At 68.6% G+C, this 21,039-nt stretch carries 18 protein-coding genes; 7 read left to right on the top strand and 11 right to left on the bottom strand.

The features are described from left to right. Positions 1–59 precede the first annotated feature (59 nt). From C492_RS00955 to C492_RS00940, 4 genes are all read left to right on the top strand, one after another. Entirely contained in the window at positions 60–5,486 is a 5,427-nt protein-coding gene (locus tag C492_RS00955; RefSeq protein ID WP_008419669.1) for an AMP-binding protein, read from the top strand. 599 nt (positions 5,487–6,085) lie between these two features. After that, a complete protein-coding gene (locus C492_RS00950; RefSeq protein ID WP_008419668.1) occupies positions 6,086–6,268 on the top strand; it encodes a hypothetical protein in 183 nt (60 codons plus the stop codon). A gap of 196 nt (positions 6,269–6,464) precedes the next feature. Beyond that, the gene (locus C492_RS00945) at positions 6,465–6,752 is read left to right on the top strand and encodes a PadR family transcriptional regulator (RefSeq protein WP_008419667.1); all 288 of its coding nucleotides are present in this window, start codon (positions 6,465–6,467) and stop codon (positions 6,750–6,752) included. Positions 6,753–6,895: 143 nt separating this feature from the next. Then, complete coding sequence (locus C492_RS00940) at positions 6,896–7,840, top strand: formyltransferase family protein (protein WP_008419666.1); 945 nt, start codon at positions 6,896–6,898, stop codon at positions 7,838–7,840. Positions 7,841–8,090: 250 nt separating this feature from the next. On the opposite strand, the gene C492_RS00935 is transcribed toward C492_RS00940, so the two are convergent. The 5 genes from C492_RS00935 to dnaJ all read right to left on the bottom strand — a co-directional run bounded on the left by C492_RS00935 (position 8,091) and on the right by dnaJ (position 11,960). Then, on the bottom strand, positions 8,091–8,600 hold the full coding sequence (locus C492_RS00935) for a YciE/YciF ferroxidase family protein (RefSeq protein ID WP_008419665.1): 510 nt from the start codon (positions 8,598–8,600) through the stop codon (positions 8,091–8,093). A 94-nt stretch (positions 8,601–8,694) separates the two neighbouring features. Continuing rightward, entirely contained in the window at positions 8,695–9,267 is a 573-nt protein-coding gene (locus tag C492_RS00930) for an NAD(P)/FAD-dependent oxidoreductase (RefSeq protein WP_008419662.1), read from the bottom strand. A gap of 60 nt (positions 9,268–9,327) precedes the next feature. Continuing rightward, complete coding sequence (locus tag C492_RS00925) at positions 9,328–10,059, bottom strand: hypothetical protein (protein WP_008419660.1); 732 nt, start codon at positions 10,057–10,059, stop codon at positions 9,328–9,330. A 55-nt stretch (positions 10,060–10,114) separates the two neighbouring features. Continuing rightward, complete coding sequence (locus C492_RS00920) at positions 10,115–10,702, bottom strand: DJ-1/PfpI family protein (RefSeq protein ID WP_008419658.1); 588 nt, start codon at positions 10,700–10,702, stop codon at positions 10,115–10,117. Between the two features lie 103 nt (positions 10,703–10,805). Continuing rightward, complete coding sequence (gene dnaJ, locus C492_RS00915) at positions 10,806–11,960, bottom strand: molecular chaperone DnaJ (RefSeq protein WP_008419657.1); 1,155 nt, start codon at positions 11,958–11,960, stop codon at positions 10,806–10,808. A 167-nt stretch (positions 11,961–12,127) separates the two neighbouring features. On the opposite strand from dnaJ, the gene C492_RS00910 reads away from it, so the two are divergent. Then, the gene (locus C492_RS00910) at positions 12,128–12,604 is read left to right on the top strand and encodes a hypothetical protein (protein WP_008419656.1); all 477 of its coding nucleotides are present in this window, start codon (positions 12,128–12,130) and stop codon (positions 12,602–12,604) included. Positions 12,605–12,730: 126 nt separating this feature from the next. Here the strand turns inward: C492_RS00910 and dnaK are convergent, their stop codons facing one another. Continuing rightward, positions 12,731–14,641, bottom strand: a complete 1,911-nt coding sequence (dnaK, locus tag C492_RS00905) for a molecular chaperone DnaK (protein ID WP_008419655.1) — start codon at positions 14,639–14,641, stop codon at positions 12,731–12,733. 260 nt (positions 14,642–14,901) lie between these two features. Then, positions 14,902–15,276: a hypothetical protein gene (locus tag C492_RS24075; RefSeq protein WP_008419654.1), complete on the bottom strand. Its 375-nt coding sequence runs from the start codon at positions 15,274–15,276 to the stop codon at positions 14,902–14,904. A 26-nt stretch (positions 15,277–15,302) separates the two neighbouring features. Here C492_RS24075 and C492_RS00895 point away from each other — a divergent pair, with 26 nt between their 5' ends. Next, a complete protein-coding gene (locus tag C492_RS00895; protein WP_008419653.1) occupies positions 15,303–16,160 on the top strand; it encodes a polysaccharide deacetylase family protein in 858 nt (285 codons plus the stop codon). Between the two features lie 33 nt (positions 16,161–16,193). Here C492_RS00895 and C492_RS00890 read toward each other — a convergent pair whose 3' ends face one another. Both C492_RS00890 and C492_RS00885 read right to left on the bottom strand, forming a co-directional pair. Then, complete coding sequence (locus C492_RS00890; protein WP_008419652.1) at positions 16,194–16,598, bottom strand: universal stress protein; 405 nt, start codon at positions 16,596–16,598, stop codon at positions 16,194–16,196. 135 nt (positions 16,599–16,733) lie between these two features. After that, positions 16,734–17,405, bottom strand: coding sequence for a nucleotide exchange factor GrpE (locus tag C492_RS00885; protein ID WP_008419651.1), 672 nt, complete (start codon positions 17,403–17,405; stop codon positions 16,734–16,736). Positions 17,406–17,475: 70 nt separating this feature from the next. Between C492_RS00885 and C492_RS00880 the strand changes: the two genes are divergently transcribed. Beyond that, positions 17,476–18,933, top strand: a complete 1,458-nt coding sequence (locus tag C492_RS00880) for a DEAD/DEAH box helicase (RefSeq protein WP_049892571.1) — start codon at positions 17,476–17,478, stop codon at positions 18,931–18,933. A gap of 34 nt (positions 18,934–18,967) precedes the next feature. Here C492_RS00880 and C492_RS00875 read toward each other — a convergent pair whose 3' ends face one another. Both C492_RS00875 and C492_RS00870 read right to left on the bottom strand, forming a co-directional pair. Then, complete coding sequence (locus C492_RS00875) at positions 18,968–19,816, bottom strand: hypothetical protein (protein WP_008419649.1); 849 nt, start codon at positions 19,814–19,816, stop codon at positions 18,968–18,970. After that, positions 19,813–21,030: a PQQ-binding-like beta-propeller repeat protein gene (locus tag C492_RS00870; RefSeq protein WP_008419648.1), complete on the bottom strand. Its 1,218-nt coding sequence runs from the start codon at positions 21,028–21,030 to the stop codon at positions 19,813–19,815. Before C492_RS00870 ends, C492_RS00875 begins: the two co-directional genes overlap by 4 nt. Positions 21,031–21,039: the final 9 nt, after the last annotated feature.

The following is a 21,039-nucleotide window of genomic DNA, read 5'->3' as shown; positions in this document are numbered from 1 at the left end:
CGGAGAACATTTGCGCCCCACAAAACACTCTTGACGGGGTACGTTCATGATGGTTTATAATGAGCGAGCGCGCCGACGAGGGAACGGCCAGCATCGACGACGTGCGATCGAACCCGATCCGAACCCGCGACGACTGGGAGCGGTACCGCGAGCGGGCCCGCGAGGACCCTGGCGCGTTCCACGGCTCGATCGCGAAACGGGAGATCCACTGGTACCACGACGACGAGGGCGCGTGGCTCTCCTGGGACGACGAGGACGGCGCGTGGAACGGGTTCGACGCCGAGACGGGCGCTCGAGCGAGCCGCGAGTTCCCCGAGTCCCGCGAGCCCTGGGACGTCGCATTCGACGACTCCGAGGCCCCCCTGTACGAGTGGTTCGCGGGCGGGCTGACCAACGCCTGCTTCAACGAGGTCGACCGCCACGTCCTCGCGGGCCACGGCGACGAGACCGCCTTCCACTTCGAGGGCGACCGCTGGGATCAGTCGAAAAACGACGGCCGGGGCGGTCCGGTCGTCTCCGAGGACGTCTCGAGGCGGGAGCTGCTGGTTCGAGTTGCGGAGGCCGCCCAGGTCCTCCAGAACCTCGGCCTCGAGACGGGCGATCGCATCGCCCTGAACATGCCCAACATCATGGAGCAGCTCTACTACACCGAGGCCGCCAAGCGGCTCGGGATCGTCTACACGCCGGTGTTCGGCGGATTCAGCGACAAGACCCTCTCCGATCGGATCGCCCGACTGGGCGCCGACGTGTTGATCACCAGCGACGGCGGCTACCGAAACGCCGAGATCGTCCCCTACAAGGAACGGTACGCCGACCCCGCGCTCGAGGACTACCTGCCCGTCGAGACGGTGACCGAGATCGTCGACGACACCCTCGAGGAACTCGACCTCCGCGAGCGCCACGCCGAGACGATCCGGGAACGGGTCGCGCGGGCGATCGAGGGCGAGGCCACCGTCGATCGGGGGCAGGCGATGCGGGGGGTCGGGAACGCCCTCGAGACGTTCGTCGACCTCTCGGGCGAGGCGCTCTCGGAGATCCGAACCGAGATCGCGCGCGCCCTGGTCGACTCCGAGGAACGGCTCGAGCGGGTGGTCGTCGTCGAACACACCGGCCAGGAGATCCAGACCCGCGAGCGGGACGACTGGTCGGCCGACCTGATCGCCGACGCCCGGAAAGATATTCTCGCGCAGGCGCGCAGCGAGGGATTCGACCTCGAGAGCTACGACGACCTGCTCGCGCTCAAGGATCGGGAACTGGTTCGGGCCGTCTGGGCCAGTTCGCGCCCCGTCCCCGTCGACGCGGAGTATCCCCTCTTCGTGATCTTCACGAGCGGGTCGACGGGGAAGCCGAAGGGCGTCGTCCACGTCCACGGCGGCTACACCGCCGGGATCGCGAACACGATGAAAGTCTCCTTCGACGTCGTCCCCGGCGAGGATACGATCTTCGTCGTCGCCGATCCGGGCTGGATCACGGGCCAGTCCTACCTCGTCAGCGCCTCGTTGACGACCCGGACGACGAGCATCTTACTCGAGGGCGCGCCCGTCTACCCCGACGCGGGCCGGTTCAGTTCGGTGATCGAGCGCTACGGCGCGACCGTCTTCAAAGCCGGCGTCACCTTCCTGAAGGGGATCATGGAGGACGACGAGAGCGTCGCCGACGTGCGCGAGTGGAGCACGGACTCCCTGCGGGTCGCAACCTTCTGTGCCGAACCCGTGAGCCCCGCGGTTCAGGAGTTCGGCATGGAGGAGGTCTGCGAGCGCTACATCAACTCCTACTGGGCGACCGAGCACGGCGGGATCGTCTGGACCCACTTCTTCGGCAACGACGACTTCGAGCTCCGGGCCGACGCCCACACCTACCCGCTGCCGTGGGTGTTCGGGAACGTCTGGGTCGAGGAGGAAGAGTACGCCGACGGCACCAGCGAGTGGCGCGAGGCCGACCTCGAGGAACGGGGCGAGATCATCGTCGAGGAGCCGTATCCCTACCTGATGCGGTACGTCTGGGGCGACCTCGAGGGGTGGGACGGCGCCGACTGGTCGGGCGAGTGGACGGGCGACGACGAGCGCTTCGAGGACGTCTACTGGGTCGAGAAGGACGGCGAGTACGCCTACCTGCAGGGCGACGTCGCCAAGAAGTACGCGGACGACTCCTTCAGCCTCCACGGACGGTCCGACGAGGTCATCAACGTCTCGGGCCACCGGATGGGCACCGAGGAGATCGAGGGCGCGATCCTCCAGGACAAGCGGATCAACCCCGACTCGCCGGTGGCAAACGCCGTCGTCGTCGGCGCCGACCACCACGAGAAGGGGCTGACGCCCGTCGCCTTCGTCCAGACAAAACCCGACGCCCGCCTCACCAACGAGGTCGAGGCTCGCCTCTCCCGGCTGGTCCGCGAGGAGAAAGGCGTCACCGCGGTTCCGGAGGCGTTCATCGAGGTCGAGGCGTTCCCCGAAACGCGGTCGGGGAAGTACATGCGCCGGATGCTGACCGCGATGTTGAACCGGGAGCCGATCGGCGACACGAGCACGCTGAAAAATCCCGACGTCGTCGAGTCGATCCGTCCGAAGTGCGAGCGCTGGCGCCGCCGCCAGGACCTCGCCGCGGAGCAGGAGCTCCTCGAGCAGTACCGCAACGTCACGGTCCAGTACAACGACGTTCGGGGCGCGGAGGGTGAACGGATCGCGACGGTCACGATCGACAGCCCGCCCGTCAACGCGCTCACCGAGCGGGCGTTAGACGAGCTCAACACCGTCCTCGAGCACCTCGATCGCCGCGAGGACGTCGGCGCGGTCGTGGTCACGGGCGCGGGCCCGTCGAACTTCGTCGCCGGCGCGGACGTCGAGCAGTTCTTGGAGGAGGTCCACGAGTTCGAGGACGCCGTCGCCTTCCCGAACACGGCCCACGAGGCCTTCCGCCGGATCGAGGAGCTGTCGGTCCCCGTGGTCGCCGCGATAAACGGCGCGGCGCTTGGCGGGGGCAACGAGCTCCAGCTCGCGGCCCACTACTCCGTCGCCGAGCGAAGCGCCGAGTTCGGCCAGCCCGAGCTCAACCTCAACCTGATTCCGGGGTACGGCGGCACCCAACGGCTTCCCCGCGTGCTCGGCGAACGGCGGGGAACGGAGGGGGTTCGCGACGCGGTGACGATGATCACGAACGGCCGAACCGTCGACGCCGAGGAGGCCCTCGAGCTCGGCCTCGTCGACGAACTCGAGACCGAGCGAACGGCCCGCATTCGGGCGTCGGAACTCGCCCGCGAACACGTCACGGGCGCGGGAAATACCCTGTCCGAGGCCCGCGAACGGCGCCTCGAGAACCGGTCGGCGTGGGCCGAGCCCGGCGAGTTCCCCGCCGAGGTGCTCGAGGACCCGATCGTCGAGCGCAACCGTCGCCAGTGTGAACACGCCAGTACGGGGCGGACGAAGGCCTTCGAGCGGGCCGTCGAGGCCGTCCGAGTGGGATTCGAGGAGGGGATCGACGCGGGTCTCGAGCGCGAGGCGACCCACTTCGCCGAGGCCGTCGTCGACCCCGAGGGCGGGAAGGCGGGGATCGAGAAGTTCCTCGAGCGGGCCAGCGAGCCGCTGCCGACCCGCGAGCGGTTCTCGCCTTCGCCCGAGGCGGAACGGGAACTGCTCGAGGAGGGCCGACTGCTCCCGCCGGGCGAGCCGTTCTACCCGGGCGTCGACGAGATTCCCGACTACCAGTACGCCCAGCTGGTCCGCAAGGACGACGAGACCGGCGAAGCCGACCACGGCGACCCCGAGGAGGCCGAGGTCGAGGAGGTCGTCCCCGTCGAGGAGCCCGGCCCGAACGAGGTGCTCGTCTACGTCCTCGCGAGCGAGGTCAACTTCAACGACATCTGGGCGATCACGGGGGTTCCGGTGAGCCAGTTCGACAGCCACGATCAGGACTACCACGTCACGGGAAGCGGCGGGGTCGCGCTGATCGTCGACGCCGGCGAGGCGGTCGTCCGCGAGGGGCGGGTCGGCGTCGGCGACCTGGTCACCATCTACTCGGGCCAGAGCGACGTGCTCTCCCCGCGGATGGGACTGGATCCGATGTACGCCGGCTTCTCGATCCAGGGCTACGAGGGGCCGAACGGTAGCCACCAGCAGTTCATGCTCGCCCAGGGTCCCCAGGTGCTGCCGATCCCCGAGGAGGCGTCGATCGAGCAGGCCGGGGCCTACGTCCTCGCGACGGGGACCGTCTGGCGCGCGCTGTTTACGACGCTTGACATCGAGCCCGAGACGTCGATGTTCGTCGAGGGCGCCTCGACCGGGACGGGCTGGGAGACGACGAAGCTCGCCGCCCGCAACGACGTCGACGTGACGGGGCTGTGCTCGAGCGCCGACCGCGCCGCGCGGATCGAGGGCCTCGGCGCCGACGCTCTCGACCGAACCGCCGACCCCTACGACGACATCTGGGGTCGGATCCCCCGCGAGGAGGACGCGTGGGACGACTGGAAGGAGGCGGGCCGGGAGTTCGTCGAGGCCTACGAGGCCCACCACGACGGCGAGCGGGCCGACTACGCCGTCAGCCACGCCGGGGAGCTCTCCTTTCCCCGGAGCTTCCAGCTACTCGAGGAGGGCGGGAAGCTCGCCTTCTACGGCGCCTCGACGGGGTACTACCTGACCTTCCTCGGCAAGCCCGGCGCGTCGACGCCCGACGCGATGTTCGAACGGGCCGACGTCCGGGCCGGCGACGGCGTCCTGCTCTACTACGGAACCGACACCGGTCCCGACGGGGTCGTCGACGAGACCGGGCTGCGAGCGATCGAGGACGCCCGCGAGGCCGGCGCCCGGATCGCAGTCGTCGCCTACACCGACGAGCAGGCGGAGTTCGTCGAGTCGCTGGGCTTCGGCGACGCCGTCGAGGGAACCGTCAGCCTCGAGGGACTGCGACGCCGCGAGGACGACTTCCGCTGGCCCGAGACGCTGCCCGATCTGCCCGACGCCCAGGCCGACCCCGAGGCGTTCAGGGCGGTCGTCCAGTCGATCACCGACGAGGTGTTCAAGCCCCTGGGGAAGGCGGTCGGCGACCTCCTCGGAACGCCGAAGAACCCGCGAGGGTACCCCGACGTGGTCTTCGAGCGGGCCGGCCACGACGCGCTGTACGTCAGCACGATGCTCGCGAAACCCCACACCGGCCGGGTCGTCTACAGCGAGGACCTCGAGGGCCGGCGCTACTCGATGTACGCCCCGCAGGTGTGGATGCGCCAGCGCGAGGTGTTGATGCCGACCGCGGAGATCCTCGGCACTCACCTCAGTAACGCCTACGAGGTCGAGCAACTCAACGAGGCCGTCGACGCCGGCGAGATCGACCTCACCGACCCCGAGGTCGTCGGCTGGGACGGCCTGCCCGAGGCCCACCAGGCGATGTGGGACAACGAACACGAGGCCAGCAGCTACGTCCTCGAGCACGCCCTCCCGGACGAGGGGCTGGCCTCGAAGGAAGAGCTGTTCCTCGCCTGGGCCGACCGCGGAAACTGAGCCCTCGAGACTGCGGGCGCCCCGCGTCGTGGTGCGACGGAACGAATCCGGGACGGGCCGAACTGTGGAACGTATTTATCCCACTCGTTCGGAATGAAAATAGGCCGGCGGAGCGCCTCTGAGACGCCTCGCGGTCCCTCCGGTCTGCTCCCCTATCGCTACTCGTTCGGTGCCCTCGAAACCGAGCGAACGGGTGGTGACGCCGTCGGACGGCGCGATTTGAACTATGTTTAGCCGTTTAGCATCTCTTCTTATTATAGTTAAACAATAGAAAGATTATTATGACTTGGTTAGATAGAATTACGTGGTCGGTGGGGGAGTTATTCGAACTGCCCTAACGGTCAGAGGTCATGCCTTTACCCTCGATCCCACCGACCTCGCACCACGAACTACTGCACGGACCACGCGGCGAGCCGGAGGGAGATGTCACTCGGCTCGCCTTTCGGGATGTCGCTCCTTCGAGGCCGGGACTCGAGCCCGTCGGCGTTCGCGCCGACCGATCGAAGCGGATTCGAACCGTTGTCACGCCCGTAGTGACGACCGCGTGACTATCCTCACACTCGCGGCCCACTTATTCCGCGGGACGACGATGGAAACGTATGGCGTTCGACTCCAAAACCCGCGCCGCCGGAACGTGCACGCAGTGTGGAAGCGTCTTCGCGGTCCGACGGTCGGACGGCGGGGCGGTCGAACCGATCGGCGTCCGCCGCTGTTCCTGCGGAGGGTCGTCGTTCGACGTCCTCGAGAGCGAACCGGCCGATCCGTGCGCGGCGAGCGACTGAGCGCGTCGGCGCAGCCGTTCGAGCGCTGACTATTCGGGAAACTGAGACGGACTCGTTCGTCATACTGTTCATATTCTGATAGGATGTCATATCCCTCGAGCGATCGGTTCGACCGATAACGGCGGCCGAGAGATAGCGATTCAGAGTTCTGTTCGATTCCGATATCGTATTATACCAATAGCTCAATCGGGGAAACATGTATGATTTAACCGGTTTCCAGCGAGACCTGTTGTACGTCATCGAGGGACAGGACGAGCCCCACGGGCTGGCGGTCCAGGAGGAACTCGAGAACTACTACGAGAAGGACATCCACCACGGTCGGCTGTACCCGAACCTCGACACCCTCGTCGACAAGGGGCTCGTCGAGAAAGGGCAGGTCGACCGTCGAACGAACTTCTACACCGTCACGCGCCGTGGCAAGCGCGAGCTCGAGGCCCGCCGGGAGTGGGAACAGCAGTACGTCGAGGACCTGCTCTCGGAGTAACTCGCGATCCCTTCTGGCGAGCCGATCGGACCGAAAGCGACCGCGGCGGTCGCGTCCTCGGCGTCCCCGAGGCCGGCTGTTCGGAGTCCGTAACCCGACGCACGGAGACCGTAACTAAGGGACGGCCGCCGAAGGAGTCGACCATGGCAGGATCCGGTCCCGAGCGAATCGGCGTGTTGGCCGATCCGTACCTCAACGAGTGGCAGGTACACGCTCTCGAACGGCTGCAGGCCGACCACGATGTGACGGTGCCGCTGATCGTCACCAACGAGGAGAAAGCCGACGGCGATCACGAAGCGTGGAACACGCGAGAGCGGATCGGACTCGCGGACGTTCGACAGTTCTTCGCGCTCCTCGAGCGACAGCGGGCGTGGGCCCTCGTGCTGGCGGAGCGAAACCTCGCGAAGCTGATCGGCGAGGAGCGACCGCTCTGGCGGCGCCACCCCGTCGATACCGTCGACTCCCTCGCCGGGGCCGACCGCGTCCGGTGCGATCCGATAACCGACGGCGCCTGGTACGAGTTTCCCGACGAGGTCGTCGACCGCGTCGCCCGAGAGTGCGACGCCGTGATCCTGTTCGGCTTCGGGCTCGTCCGCGGGCCGATCCTCGAGGCCACCGAGTTCGGCGTGTTGAGCTTCCACCCCGCCGACATTCGTTCCTACCGTGGAATGGGTCCGCCGGCGGTGTTTCGCGACGGCCGAGATCGGTGCGGCGCGACCCTCCAGCGGCTGACCGAGTCGATCGACGGGGGCGAAATCGTCGCGTACGACGACGTTTCGATCGAGGACTGTTCCACGCTGTGGGACGTCTTCGATCGCACCGTCGCCCGCCAGATCTCGCTGCTGAGCGAGGGCGTCGCCAACCTGCGGGATCCCGACTTCGAGCCGACGACCGTTCCGGAGGACGAGCTCGGCGAGGTGTACTACCGAAAGCGGCGCCGCGAGCTCTCCTTCTCCGGGGGAATCCTGCTGAAGAACCTCGTCGGTCGTGCCGAACGGCGACTGCGGCGCGGCGGTGGCCCCAGGGGATCGCCGACCGAACCGTCCGCGTCCGTCTCGAGTCACGGTCGCCCGCGGTCGGGAGATTAGTCCTCGAATCCGTCGACGGCTCCGTCCGACGATCTCTCGCCCTGCGTCGACGCCGTCGCTCGAGGTGATCGAACGCCGCCACCGTCCTCGAGTTTCCCGGGCCACGCGGCCGTCGGTCGCGACGGCGGCCCACGAACCGAAGCGCAGTCCCGGCTTCGCTTTCCCGGGAAGAAAGCGAGCGCTCGCGGTCCGGGGCCGCCTTCGACGTCCGCGTGACCGCCCGGGTGTTCCCGGTCCGACGGCAACCGGCTCAGGACGGGGTCAGCCGGTCCCAGAGAGACTTCATCTCCGACGCCGTCGACAGCGTGTTGAGCTCGCGGTAGGCCGATTTCTCCTCGTCGTAGTTCGACTCGAGGGGCGCCTGCGCGTCGTCGGAGAGTTCGAGTTCGGTCGCCAGCATCGACAGCCCCTCGTAGGTCGTCATCTCGAACCGCTCGGTCATCATCCCGGCGTTGAGATAGACCATATCGAGCAGGTCCTCGTCGTCGATCTGGCGCTCGAGGGTGCGGCGCTCTTCCTCGAGGGCGTCGAGGACCGGCATGTCCTCGGTCTCCGGGCGAACGTCGAGGGCGTCGAAGACGTCCTCGAGTCGCTGGACCTGGGTTCGGGTTTCGTCGCGATGGTCGGCAAACCCCTGGCTCAGTCGATCGTTGCCGGTGTTTCTCGACATCTCGTCGAGCGCGTCGACGAGTTCCTGCTCGACGTAGTACTGCTGGCGGAGCTTGTAGACGAACAGGTCGCGAAGGCCGGTGATACTCATTCCGTTTTAGCCGCCACCGACCACGTCCATAATCATCGCCCCCGAACACGCAGGGGAGACGGCCGCCCGGGCCGACTCGACGGTGTCCGCGTCGCTACTCCGACTCGAGGGAGGGGACGTCCGCGGGCGTATCGAAGTCGTGGTAGTGTTCGCCCTTCTCGGTGCTGAGGATGTCGAGCGCCGCGGCGCCGCCGTCGCCGGCGGCGATGACGGCCTGCCACTCCTCGGCCCGGACCATCGCGCCAGTCGCGTAGCAGCCCTCGACGCTCGTCTCCATGCTGAGGTTCACGTCGACGGTGTCCTCGTCGTCGAACTCGCAGCCGATCTCCTCGGCGATCGAGCGGTCGGCCCCCGTCGCGAGCACGACGTACGTCGCCTCGTACTCGCCGTCGTCGGTCTCGATCCGGAACCCGTCGTCGGTCTCCTCGACGGCGGTCACCTCCTCGTCGCCGTGGAGCTCGGCACCGCGGTCCTCGACCTGGCCCCGGGTGACCGCCATGAACTCGCTGCCGCTGATGCTGCGGATGCCGGGGTAGTTGAACAGGTGTGCCTTGTGCATCCAGGTCTCGTCGGTGTCGAAGACGATCGTCTCGAGGCCGTTTTTCGCGGTAAACAGCGCCGCGCTCAGTCCGGCCGTGCCGCCGCCGACGATGGCTACGTTTGACATGTTCGGACCTACGCCGACGTGTCAGTAAACGGTTGCGCAAGGGGCGGGTAGTTCCGATACTCAGTACCCGAGGGCGTCGGGATCGACGCGTTCGGCTTCGGGGGCGGGATCGCTCGAGACGGCGACGTCGCCGCGGGGCCCGTCCTCGCCGTCCGCGGACAGCACAATCGTCGCCTCGACCAGCAGCGGCGCGAGCACGCCCGCGATCACGGTCCCGGGGTTCGAAAGGGGCGCGCGGACGACGACCCGGTCGTCGGCTGCGAGTTCGCGATCGTCGACGACGCCGCGGGCCGCCTCGAGGGCCTCGCCGTGGGTCAGCGTCCGCTCGCCGTCGGTGACGAGGTCCGTTCCGGGATCGATCGAAAGCGGCGGGAACGAGGGGTTCTCGCTCCAGAGCCCGGCGTCGAAGTGGTGAACCCCCGGCTGGTCGGGCTTGTCGCCATAGTAGACCCGCTGGGCCCCCGGCGGTAGCTCGTAGGCGTCGCCCTCGTCTGTCGGCGCGACGAGGGCGCGGAACGCGTCCGCCTCGGCGAGGTCGGTCGGCGGATCGAACCGCGTGGTTCCCTCGAGCAGGGTCGTGCCGAAGAAGGCGAGCAGGGCGAAGGGGCCCTCGCCGACGACGCCGACGGTGACGCCCTCCCGAACGCCCGAGTGGCGCAGGAAGTTGCCGGCCTTCCAGGCGGAGGTACAGAGCCAGTGGCGGTCGTACTCGCGCTCGGTCGCGTCGACCAGCGCCGTCCGATCGCCGCGTCGCTCCCGCGCGAGCAGGTCGTCGACTGTCGCGGCGTGCATACGAGCCACTGGGAACCGGTCCCAAAAAAGCGCGCCGACTCGCGGGCGTCGGTCGTCAGTCGTCGGCCGCCTCCGCCGGCTGCTCGAGGTCGGTCCCCACCAGATCGAGAAACGCCGCGAGCCACTCGGGGTGGTCGGGCCAGGCCTGGGCGGTCACGAGGTTGCCGTCCCGCGTTACGGTCTCCGTCCACTCCGCGCCGGCCTGGCGCATATCGGCCTCGAGGGCGGGATAGGCCGTACAGGTCCGCCCCTCGAGGACGTCCGCGGCCGCGAGGATCTGCAGGCCGTGACACAGCGAGGCGACGGGTTTGTCTTCCTCGAAGAAGTGCCGGACCGTCTCGAGGACCGCGTCGTACGTGCGGAGGTACTCGGGCGCGCGCCCGCCGGGAACGACGAGCGCGTCGTAGTCGCTCGGGTCGATCGCTTCGAAGTCGTGGGTCAGCTCGAAGTTGTGGCCCGGCTTCTCGGTGTAGGTCTGGTCGCCCTCGAAGTCGTGGATCGCCGTCGGGCACTGGTCGCCGGCCTCCTTCTCGGGACAGACCGCGTGGACGTCGTGGCCGACCGCCTGGAGCGCCTGGAACGGCACCATTACCTCGTAGTCCTCGACGAAGTCGCCCGCCAGCAGGAGTATCCGTTCGGACATGGCGCGTTCACGTACGACGCGGCTCGGGAAAACTCGCGTTGCTACCCGTCGTGACTGTCACCCGAAGCGATATCTCGGCGCGCGCTCTCGAGCGGCGTGCCGTTCAGAACGCCCGCTTGATCTTCTCGAAGAAGCCCTCGTTGACCTCGATCTCGTCGCCGCCGGCCTCGGCGAACGCCTCGAGGGCGTCGCGCTGTTCCTCGTTGAGCGAGTCGGGCGTGACGACCTGGACCTTGACGTAGAGGTCGCCCTGACCGCGCCCGCGCAGGCGGGGCATCCCCTTGCCCTGCAGGCGGAACGTCTCCCCGCTCTGGGTCCCCTCGGGGACCTCGAACTCGACGCTGCCGTCGAGCGTCGGCACCTGCACCGTGTCGCCGAAGGTCGCCTGCGGGAACGAGATCGGGAGCCGGTAGCGGAGGTCGTCGCCCTCGCGCTCGAACTCGTCGTGCTCGGCGACCGCGACGTCGATCAGCAGGTCCCCGCGGGGGCCGTCCTCGGGGCTGGGCGAGCCCTCCCGTTCCATCCGCAGGGTCTGACCGCTCTGGATCCCGGCGGGCACCTCAACTGTCAGGGTCGCCTCGCCGCGGACGTACCCCTCGCCGCGACACTCGCCGCAGGTTTCGGAGTAGATCGTCCCCTCGCCCTCACAGCGCGGACAGGCGGTCGTCTGCTGGACGCGTCCGAGCGGGGTCTGCTGGACCTGCGTGACCTGACCGCGTCCCTGACACTCCGGACAGGTCCGGGCGTCGGCCTCGGGCGGGTGGCCCTCGCCGTCGCAGACGTCGCAGGCCTCGGGTCGCTCGACGCTAAACTGCTTCTCGACGCCCTCGTAGGCCTCCTCGAGGGAGATCTCGAGTTCGGTCCGCAGGTCCCGTCCCTTGCGCGGGCGCTGGCGACCGCGGCCGCCCCCGCCGCCGAAGACCTGTTCGAAGATGTCACCGAGGCCGCCACCGCCCATCCCGCCGCCCATCCCGCCGAACGGGTCGCCGCCCATCCCGCCGGCGCCGCCGCCGGCGTCGTAGCCGTGCTTTTCGGCCTGTTCGTAGCGGTCGTGGCCCATCCGGTCGTAGGCCTCCCGTTTCTCCTCGTCGGTCAGCACCTGCTTCGCCTTCTGGATCTTCTTGAACTTCTCTTCGGCGTCGGGGTCGTCGCTGACGTCCGGGTGGTACTCCGTGGCCTTCTCCCGGTAGGCGCTTTTGATCTCGTCGGCCGAGGCGTCGGGACTCACGCCGAGAACGTCGTAGAAATCCTCGCTCATTCGTTGTGGGCGGTACTCGGTTGAGACACTTGAAACGACCGTTCCCCCGCAACGGACTCCGGTCCGAGAGACGGCGCCGCACTCGAGGCGAGCGCGGTGGCGCCCGTGACGAACCACCCACCGAAAGGCGGCGTGCAGTTATCTCGGCGGCGATCGTACCGACGCGTATGCTCCGTGCAATAGTCGGCGTCCTCGGCGCCGTCGCGGCGCTGGTTCCCGAAAAGACGATCGAACGCTTCGAACGCGTCGCCCTCGAGGAGTCGGGGGACCGTCACCTCGAGCCGCGGGCGCGAACGGCCGTTCGGGTGGAAGGAATCCTCACGGTGGGGGCGAGCCTCCTCGGTGGGGCGACGTTCGCGGGGCTGATGAAACTCACCGGTGCGTTCGGCGCCGTCCTGCTCCTGTTTCCGGGGCGCTACCAACGGCTGGCGGGCCGACTCCTGTACGGCGATCCGGAGGCCGTCGAGTGGAGCGACGCGTTCGCCGACCGCGTCCGACTCGTCGGGGTGATCTACCTGCTGCTTGTCGCGAGAGCGCTCGGAAGGGATCGGAAGAACGATCGGCGGGAAGCGAACGGCGAGTCCGTCGAAAAAACGACCGCGAGGTCGTCGTTGCGATCCGTTAGTCCGCGTGGCCGCCGTTAGTTCTCCTCGTCGTCGTCTTCGACGTCGTCAGACTACGTCTGACGGGCTGACGAAAACGACTCAGTCTTCGTCGTTTTCGTCAACAGTGCGAATCGAAGATTCGCTGGCAGACGAAGACTCGTCCTTTCAGTCCTCGTCTTCGTCGACGTCCTCGAAGTCGGCGTCGACGTACTCCTCGTCGTCGTCACCGCCGGCTGCGCCGCCGGGACCGGCAGCGCCGCCCATGTCGCCCATTCCGCCGGGGCCCGCGCCTGCCGCACCGCCAGCGGCGCCGCCAGCGCCCGCCGCGCCGGCTTGCTGCTGGTACATCTGCTTGCCGATCTCCTGCAGCTCGGTGCTCAGCTCCTGAGTCGCGTCCTCGAGGTCCTCGGCGTCGGCCTCCTCGTCGTCGACGGTCTCCTCTAGGTCCTCGATCGCCGCCTCGATGTCGGCGCGGACGTCGTCGTCGATCTGGTCGTCGTTCTCCTCGAGGAGCTTCTCGGCGCGCTGGATCGTCGCCTCGGCCTCGTTGCGGGCCTCGATGCGCTGGCGTTTCTTCTCGTCTTCCTCGGCGTGTTGCTCGGCTTCCTCCTGCATCTCCTCGATCTGCTCGTCGGAGAGGCCGGCGCCGCCCTCGATGGTGATCTCCTCGCTCTCGCCGGAGCCCTGGTCCTCGGCGGAGACGTTGACGATCCCGTTCTCGTCGATCGAGAACGTGACCTCGATCTGGGGCGTCCCCGCGGGAGCCGGCGGAATCCCGCTCAGGTGGAACTCACCGAGCAGCTCGTTCTCCTCGGCGATCTCGCGTTCGCCCTGGAAGACCCGAACCTGGACGGTGGTCTGGTTGTCCGCCGCGGTGGTGAACACCTTCGACTCCTCGGTCGGGATCGTCGTGTTCTTCTCGATCAGCCGTTCGAAGAGGCCGCCCTTGACCTCGATGCCGAGCGAGAGCGGCGTGACGTCGAGCAGGACGATGTCGTCGACGTCGCCCGAGAGTACGCCGCCCTGGATCGCCGCGCCCAGCGCGACGGCCTCGTCGGGGTTGACGTTCTTCTGGGGCTCCTGGCCGGTGAGGTCCTCGACCTTCTCGCTGACCTGGGGCATCCGGGTCGAACCGCCCACGAGCAACACCTCGTCGATGTCGCCCTTGTCGTAGCCGGCGTCCGCCAGCGCCTGCTCGGTCGGCTCGACGGTGCGCTCGATGAGGTCCTCCGTAAGCGACTCGAACTTCGCGCGGGTCAGGGAGTCCTCGAGGTGGACCGGGCCGTCGTCGGTCGCGGTGATAAACGGCAGGTTGATGTCGGTCTCCTTGCGCGAGGAGAGTTCGATCTTGGCCTCCTCAGCGGCGTCTTTCAGCCGCTGGAGGGCCTGGCGGTCCTCTCGGAGGTCGATCCCGTGTTCGGCCTCGAACTCCTCGGCGAGGTAGTCGATGATCGCCTCGTCCCAGTCGTCGCCCCCGAGGTCGTTGTCCCCGTTGGTCGCGACGACCTCGTAGACGCCCCCGCCGAGGTCGAGAATGGAGACGTCGAACGTGCCGCCCCCGAGGTCGTAGACGAGGACGGTCTGGTCGGACTCGTCGTCGAGGCCGTAGGCCATCGACGCCGCGGTCGGCTCGTTGACGATACGCTCGACCTCGAAGCCGGCGATCTCGCCGGCGTCCTTGGTCGCCTGGCGCTGCTTGTCGTTGAAGTAGGCCGGGACGGTGATGACCGCCTTCTCGACGTCGTCGCCGAGGTACTCCTCGGCGTCGCGCTTGATCTTCTGGAGGATCATCGCCGAGATCTCCTCGGGCGTGTACTCCTCGTCGTCTACTTCGACCGTGTAATCTTCCTCGCCCATGTGGCGCTTGATCGACTGGATCGTCCGGTCGGGGTTCTGGACGGCCTGGTTCTTGGCCGGCTTGCCGACGAGTCGCTCGTCGTCGTTGAACGCGACGACCGACGGCGTCGTCCGCTCGCCTTCGGCGTTGGCGATGATCTCCGGATCGCCCCCCTCCATGACCGCGAACGCGCTGTTCGTGGTACCGAGGTCGATACCGAGAATCTTGTTGCTCGTCATTACGAGACGGGTAATGCTCACTTTGGTTTAAAGCTTATCACAGCGATCGACTGCACTTTGGATTATAGCTCACGGGGCGAGGGAAGACCTCTCGAGCCGGATATCGATTCGCCGCGCGAGGACGGCCCGGTCCTCGAAGCGAATCCTCGCGAAGATCGGGGGCGCTCGGTCCGCGATCCAGTTCGGGCCCGCGCCGCTGCGGCGAACGGGACGGTGAAAGCGAGTCGTCGATACCGGTCGCTAACGTCGGTAGGCGGCGGTTACGGCAGGGTAGCCGCCGTATACTGAATCTCGGTCACCGAATCCGAACGGACATGGATCGACGAACGTTCCTGTCCGGGATCGCCTGCGGGGGGGCGCTGGGCGGGTACGTCCTCACACGCGACGAGCGGGAAGAATCGGAGGTGTCTCAGCGGTCGGGGGAGCCGCGCGATCGGCGCGGCGAACGGACGGACGATCCGAACGGCCACGACGACGCGTCGGCCGGGGATTCCGACGACCCGTCGGACGAGGACTCGGCCGGTGACGAGGACGCCGAATCGGTGGTCGACCGCGTCGCGGACGCCGAGGGGATGGTCGTGTTCACGTACGACGACAGCCCGCTCGAGGACTACACGCTCACCTACGAGGTCCACCGGGAGTACGGCGTTCCCGNGAGGGGATGGTCGTGTTCACGTACGACGACAGCCCGCTCGAGGACTACACGCTCACCTACGAGGTCCACCGGGAGTACGGCGTTCCCGGCTGTACGGCGGCCTGTCCCGGCTACATGGAGGAACGAGACGCGTCCCTCGAGCCCGGACAGCTCCGGGAGATGCAGGACGACGGCTGGGGGGTCCTGTCCCACACCTACCACCATCGGGCGCTCGGCCACATCGAACTGACCGAACCCGCCCGCGAGGGCGACGACCGCCTCTACGTCCGGGCGAACCGTCACGGCGCTATCGCGGACGACCCGCTCGTGGTCTTCGACGAGGGGACCGAGACGACCGCGACGGTCGCCGGACGGGGCAGCGATTCGGTCGGGCAGTACGTCGAACTCGCGGAACCGATCGCCGAGACCGTCGGCCGGTCGGGGTACGTCAGGTATCCCGGGTCGTTCATGCGCGAGATCCTCGAGCGAACGGACGCCCGCCTCGAGTCGTGGGGACTGGACGTGACGGGATTCGTCTACCCGTACGGACGGTACGACGGCCTCGCCGAGGAAATCGTCCGCGATCACTACGACGCGGTCGCGAACCACCGCTACGGCGGTGGCCACAACGATCTCGAGGGCCTCGACCCGACGACGATGCGGCGGATGTACGTCGAGACAGACAAGACCACCCAGGACGACGTCGACGCGTTCATGGACGGGGCCGCCGAGGAGGACGTCCTCGCGATCGTCGGCGGCCACTCCCAGTACGACACCCTCACCGAGGATCGGCTCCGCTACACCATCGAGGCCGCCCTCGAACGAGACCTCGCGATCGTCACGATGGGGGAGGCGCTGACCGTCCTCGAGCACCCGGACGGGTAATCGGCGTTCGGCCGCGCTCGACGGTCTCGGCCGTCAGCGAACGATCGTTACCGAGACGGGGGAGCGACGCGTCACCGTCTCCGCGACGCTTCCGAGCAGCAACCTCGGGACGCCGGACCGCCCGGTGCTCCCCATGACGACGCGATCGACGTTGTTCTCCCGGACGAACTCGAGAATCTCCCGTCCGGCGTTGCCCTCCGTGAGCACCGTCTCGAGCGTTCGCCCGCGCTCGGCGGCGATCTCGGTCGCGTCCTCGAGGACGCGTTCCCCCTCCGCTCGGGCGAGTTCGTACGGCGTTCGCTCCCGATCTGCGGGGAAGGAGGTGACCTGTGCGACGTGTAAAGCGACGATCTCGGCGTCGGGGAACAGCTCGAGGGCCTCCTCGAGCGCCCGCTCGGCCTGCGACGAGCCGTCGACCGGAACGAGAACGCGATCCATACGCCGTCGACGCCGTCCAGCTCGAAATTCGTTGTCCGACGTCGACGGGAGTTGACAGCTTCGTCGTCCGCGACAACACGCCGGCTCGAGCGCTCGACGGGTCGACGAAAAATCGGTCGGGAGCCGAACGGGGATCTACTCGGCGTCGGTTCCGTCGTCCGACGACGCGTCGTCCTCGAGGTCGCCGTTCGAGACCGTCACCTGGGCGTTCTGGATGACCTTCTCGCCCATCTCGTAGCCCGGCGTGTAGACGTCGGCGACCGTCCCCTCGGGCTGGTCGCTGTCGACCCGCATCATGACCTCGTGGCGCTGGGGGTCGGTCTCGGTGCCCGGCTCGGGATCGATCTCGGAGACGTCCTCCTCGTCGAGGACGCGGTCGAACTCCCGCAGGGTCATCTCGACGCCCTCCCGCAGGCTCTCGACGTCGTCGCTGTCCTCCTCGAGGGCGCGCTTGAGGTTGTCGCGAACGCCGACGAGGCGCTCGACCAGATCCTCGGTCGCGCGGTCTTTCATCTGCTCCTGGCGCTTTTTCGCGCGCTTCTTGTAGTTCTGGAAGTCGGCCTGCTTGCGCTTGAGCCGGCCCTCGAGGTCCTCGATCTCGGCCTCGGCCTCCTCGAGTTCGGCGCGGAGCTGCTCGACGGGCTCGGCCTCCGCGTCGGTCTCGTCGGCGGTCGTCTCCGGCTCCGGCTCGGCCGTTTCCACGTCCGATTCGTCCCCCGCGTCGGTATCGACGCCGTCGCCGTCGTCGGGTCGATCCTCGGACGGGACACCCTGGGCTGACGCGTTCGTGCCCTCGTCTTCGCTCATGCTCGGATCAACGACCAGCGGCGGTAAAAGGGTTGAGATCCGGGCTCGACGGGGCGCGATCCGACGATATATGTGCCCGCCGACCGCAGTGTCCGGCGTGACACCGACGGTCGACGAGGACGCCCTCGAGCTCCGGTACGAGGACGGCACCGTCCGCCTCGAGGGACTCGGTTCGGAACTGGCGTCGACGCTGCGGGAACGGGTTCCCGAGCTCGAGGCGGATCCCAGATCGGGGGGCCGACGGGCCCCCGCCCTACGGTACGCGCCGCTTCGAGCGGCGCTGGCGCTCGAGGACGCCGACGTTCGGGATCGGGTGCTCGAGCTCGACTCCCTCCCGGCGCTGCGCTCGGCCTACGAGCTCCGGGCGTACCAGCGGGAGGCGCTGTCGGCCTGGCTCGAGACCGACCGCTGGACGGGCCTCGAGGACGGCGACCTCCCCGTCGACCGCGCCCCCGGAGGCGTCCTCGAGTTGCCCACGGGCAGCGGGAAGACCGTCATCGCGCTGAAGGCGATCGAACGGCTCGCGACGCCGACGCTCGTGGTCGTCCCGACGATCGACCTGCTCGAGCAGTGGCAGCGCGAACTCGAGCGGGAGTTCGACCGCGAGATCGGCCGTTTCGGCGGCGGAGAGCAGCGACTCGAGCCGATCACGGTCTCGACGTACGACTCGGCCTACCTCAAGGCCGACTCGGTGGGCGACCGGTTCGGGCTGGTCGTCTTCGACGAGGTCCACCACCTCGGCGGCGAGGGCTACCGCGAGATCGCCCGCCTGCTCGCCGCGCCCGCGCGACTCGGGCTGACCGCGACCTTCGAACGACCCGACGGCGCCCACGGGGTCGTCGAGGACGTCGTCGGCCCGCTCGTCTACCGGATCTCGCCCGACGAGCTGGCGGGCGAGCACCTCGCACCGTACGACGTGAAACGGCTCGAGGTGTCGCTCACCCCGACAGAGCGCGAGGCCTACAACCGCAACCAGGAGGTGTTCGCGGACTACCTCGCGACGTCGAACATCGAGTTCTCGAGCGGGTCGGACTACCAGGAGCTCGTCAAGCGCTCGGGGTCGGATCCCCGGGCCCGCGAGGCCCTGCTCGCGCGCCAGCGCGCCCGCGAGATCACCTACGGCAGCGAGGCGAAGGTCGACGCGCTCGAGGGGATCCTCGCCGAGCACCGCGGCGAGCGGATCATCGTCTTCACGGCGTTCAACGACCTCGCGTACGACGTCAGCGAGCGGTTCCTGATCCCGACGATCACCCACCAGACGGGGGCCGCCGAACGGCGGGAGATCCTCGAGCGCTTTCGCGAGGGGACCTACTCGCGGATCGCGACCTCGAACGTGCTCGACGAGGGCGTCGACGTTCCCGACGCCAACGTCGCGGTCGTCCTCTCGGGCAGCGGCAGCGAGCGGGAGTTCACCCAGCGACTCGGCCGGATCCTGCGGCCGAAAGAAGACGGCGGCCGCGCGCTGCTGTACGAGGTCGTCGCGAGCGAGACCGCCGAGGAGCGGACCTCGAGGCGCCGACGGGAGTGACGGCTCGAGGCTGCGTTCCGGCTCGGAACCCCGATCACGAACCGACGCAGCGCTCGTACAGGTCGACGAGCGAAACGGCGTGGACGGTTCCGGCGAGCGTCGCGCTGAGGACGGTCCCTACCAGAGGGACGCGCGCGAGCAGCCACGAGCCGACGCCGACGAGGAGGAGAATCCCCAGCAACGCGAACCCGCGACCCCGCGCGTACCGCCAGCTCGCGCCGATCGGGGCCAGGAGCCCGCGCTCGCGAAGGACCGTTATCGGCGCCAGGAGGAGTCGGACGGCGACGAACAGCGCGAGCGCGAGGACCGCCAGTCCGACCGGGAGACTCTCGGCGGCGTACTCGAACCCGCCCGCGTCGCCTCCCCGGGAGCCCAGTCCGACGAGAACCACGCCGCAGACGTAGACGAGACCGCGGTTCCGACCGATCGGCACGTCGCTCGCCCGCGCCATCGTCAGCCAGCCGGCGACGCCGACCGCGGCGACGGCGACGACCTCGAGCGCGAGGGCGTACCCGAGCCACGGGAGCTGGAGGTCGACGAGGGCGCCGAGCGATCGCCGCGTGACGGTCGTTCCCGTCGGATAGATCGCGGAGGCGACGTGGATCGTCGCCCCGTCGATCCCCGAGACCAGCGGCAGGGGATCGCGCTCGCGGAGCAGGTCGGCGCCGAGGAGAAGCCAGCCCGCGAGGAAGAACGGAACCCAGAGGCCCGGGTCCGCGCGGAGCCGGGCCGCGACCGAGTCGAGGACGGGCGGGCGCCCGTTTCGCGATCGGCGAGACCGCGCGCTCGAGACCGGTTCGGTACCGTCGGGGACGGACGAGTCCCCGCTTTCGGACGGTTTCGATCCGGGCTCGTCGGCGTCACCCCCGCGACCGTCGCTCATCGGGGCTCCTCCAGCGCGAGGACGCGCCCCCGGTTGACCGCGTACAGGCATCCGTCGCCGACGATCGGGGCCGACAGCGGCGCTTCGGGGGGTTCGTACCGGAACCGTTCGGCCCCGGTTTCGGCGTCGAGGGCGACCAGCGACGCGGCCCCCTCCACGGCGTAGACCGTCCCGTCGGCGACGACGGGCGTCGTTTCGGTCTCGAACGGCGTCGACCACAGCGACTCGCCGGTCTCGAGCGCGAGCGCGTGAAACCGATCGCGGCCGTCGCTCAGGAACGCCGTCCCCTCGGCGACCGCGACGGTCCCGTCGGTCGCGTTCCCCTCGAGGTCGCGCTCCCAGACGGGGCTCCCGTCGTCGTCGTCCAGCAGCGAGACGCCGCTCCGCGAGAGGACGACGATCCCCGCGTCCGTCGCGGGCGAACACAGCTGCATCTGGTCCTCGCGCTCGCGCCGCCAGCGTTCCGTCCCGTCCTCGCGGTCGTAGGCCGCCACCCGGTTCGGCCAGTTGGCGACGAACAGCGTCCCGTCCCGGACCGTCGGTCGGCCGAACGACGCGCCGACCTCCTCGCGTGCCGCCGTGACGCGCCAGCGTTCCGAGCCGTCGGCGGCGTCCAGCGCGACGACGTCGTTGGTTCCGTACACCGTCGCGTACACCGTCCCGTCGACCGTAACGGGGTCGACCGCGGGCCGGTGCTCGAGCGTCGGACGGTACTCCCCATCTTCCGGCACCGTCCATCGTCGGCTCCCGATCCCGCGGTCGGCTCCGGGGAGGCCGACCCCGCCGTCGGCGTTGAGTCCAGTGACGCCCCCCGTCGAGGTCACCGCCAGCGCTGGCGTCCGGTACGGCGACGCGCTGGCGACCGCCGGGCTCGAGGTGTACGGGCCGCGGCGTCCGAACCGCCGCTCGCCGGTGTCCGCCTCGAGGGCCAGCAGCCCGTCGCCGACGGCGTAGAGCGTATCGCCGAGGAGGATCGGCGGGCTCGCGCCCCGAAACCAGTCCGTGGCGTCGTGTACCCAGGCGACCCCGACGCCCTCGCTGGGACCCGACGCCCGGGGATTGTAGCCGGTTCCCGCGGGGTCGTGCTGGGCCATCAGCCAGTCGAACAGCGTCGACGAGGTCGACGGCGACCGCGTCCGTTCGGTCGCCGCAGCGCCGGTTCCCCCGACCAGCGCGGCGCTGACTCCGGCCAGGAGGTGACGTCTGGAGGGCATTCCTATCAC

Origin of the sequence: Natronococcus jeotgali DSM 18795 (assembly GCF_000337695.1) — an archaeon.
Classification (GTDB): domain Archaea; phylum Halobacteriota; class Halobacteria; order Halobacteriales; family Natrialbaceae; genus Natronococcus; species Natronococcus jeotgali.
This window is presented reverse-complemented; position numbering and strand designations above follow the sequence as displayed.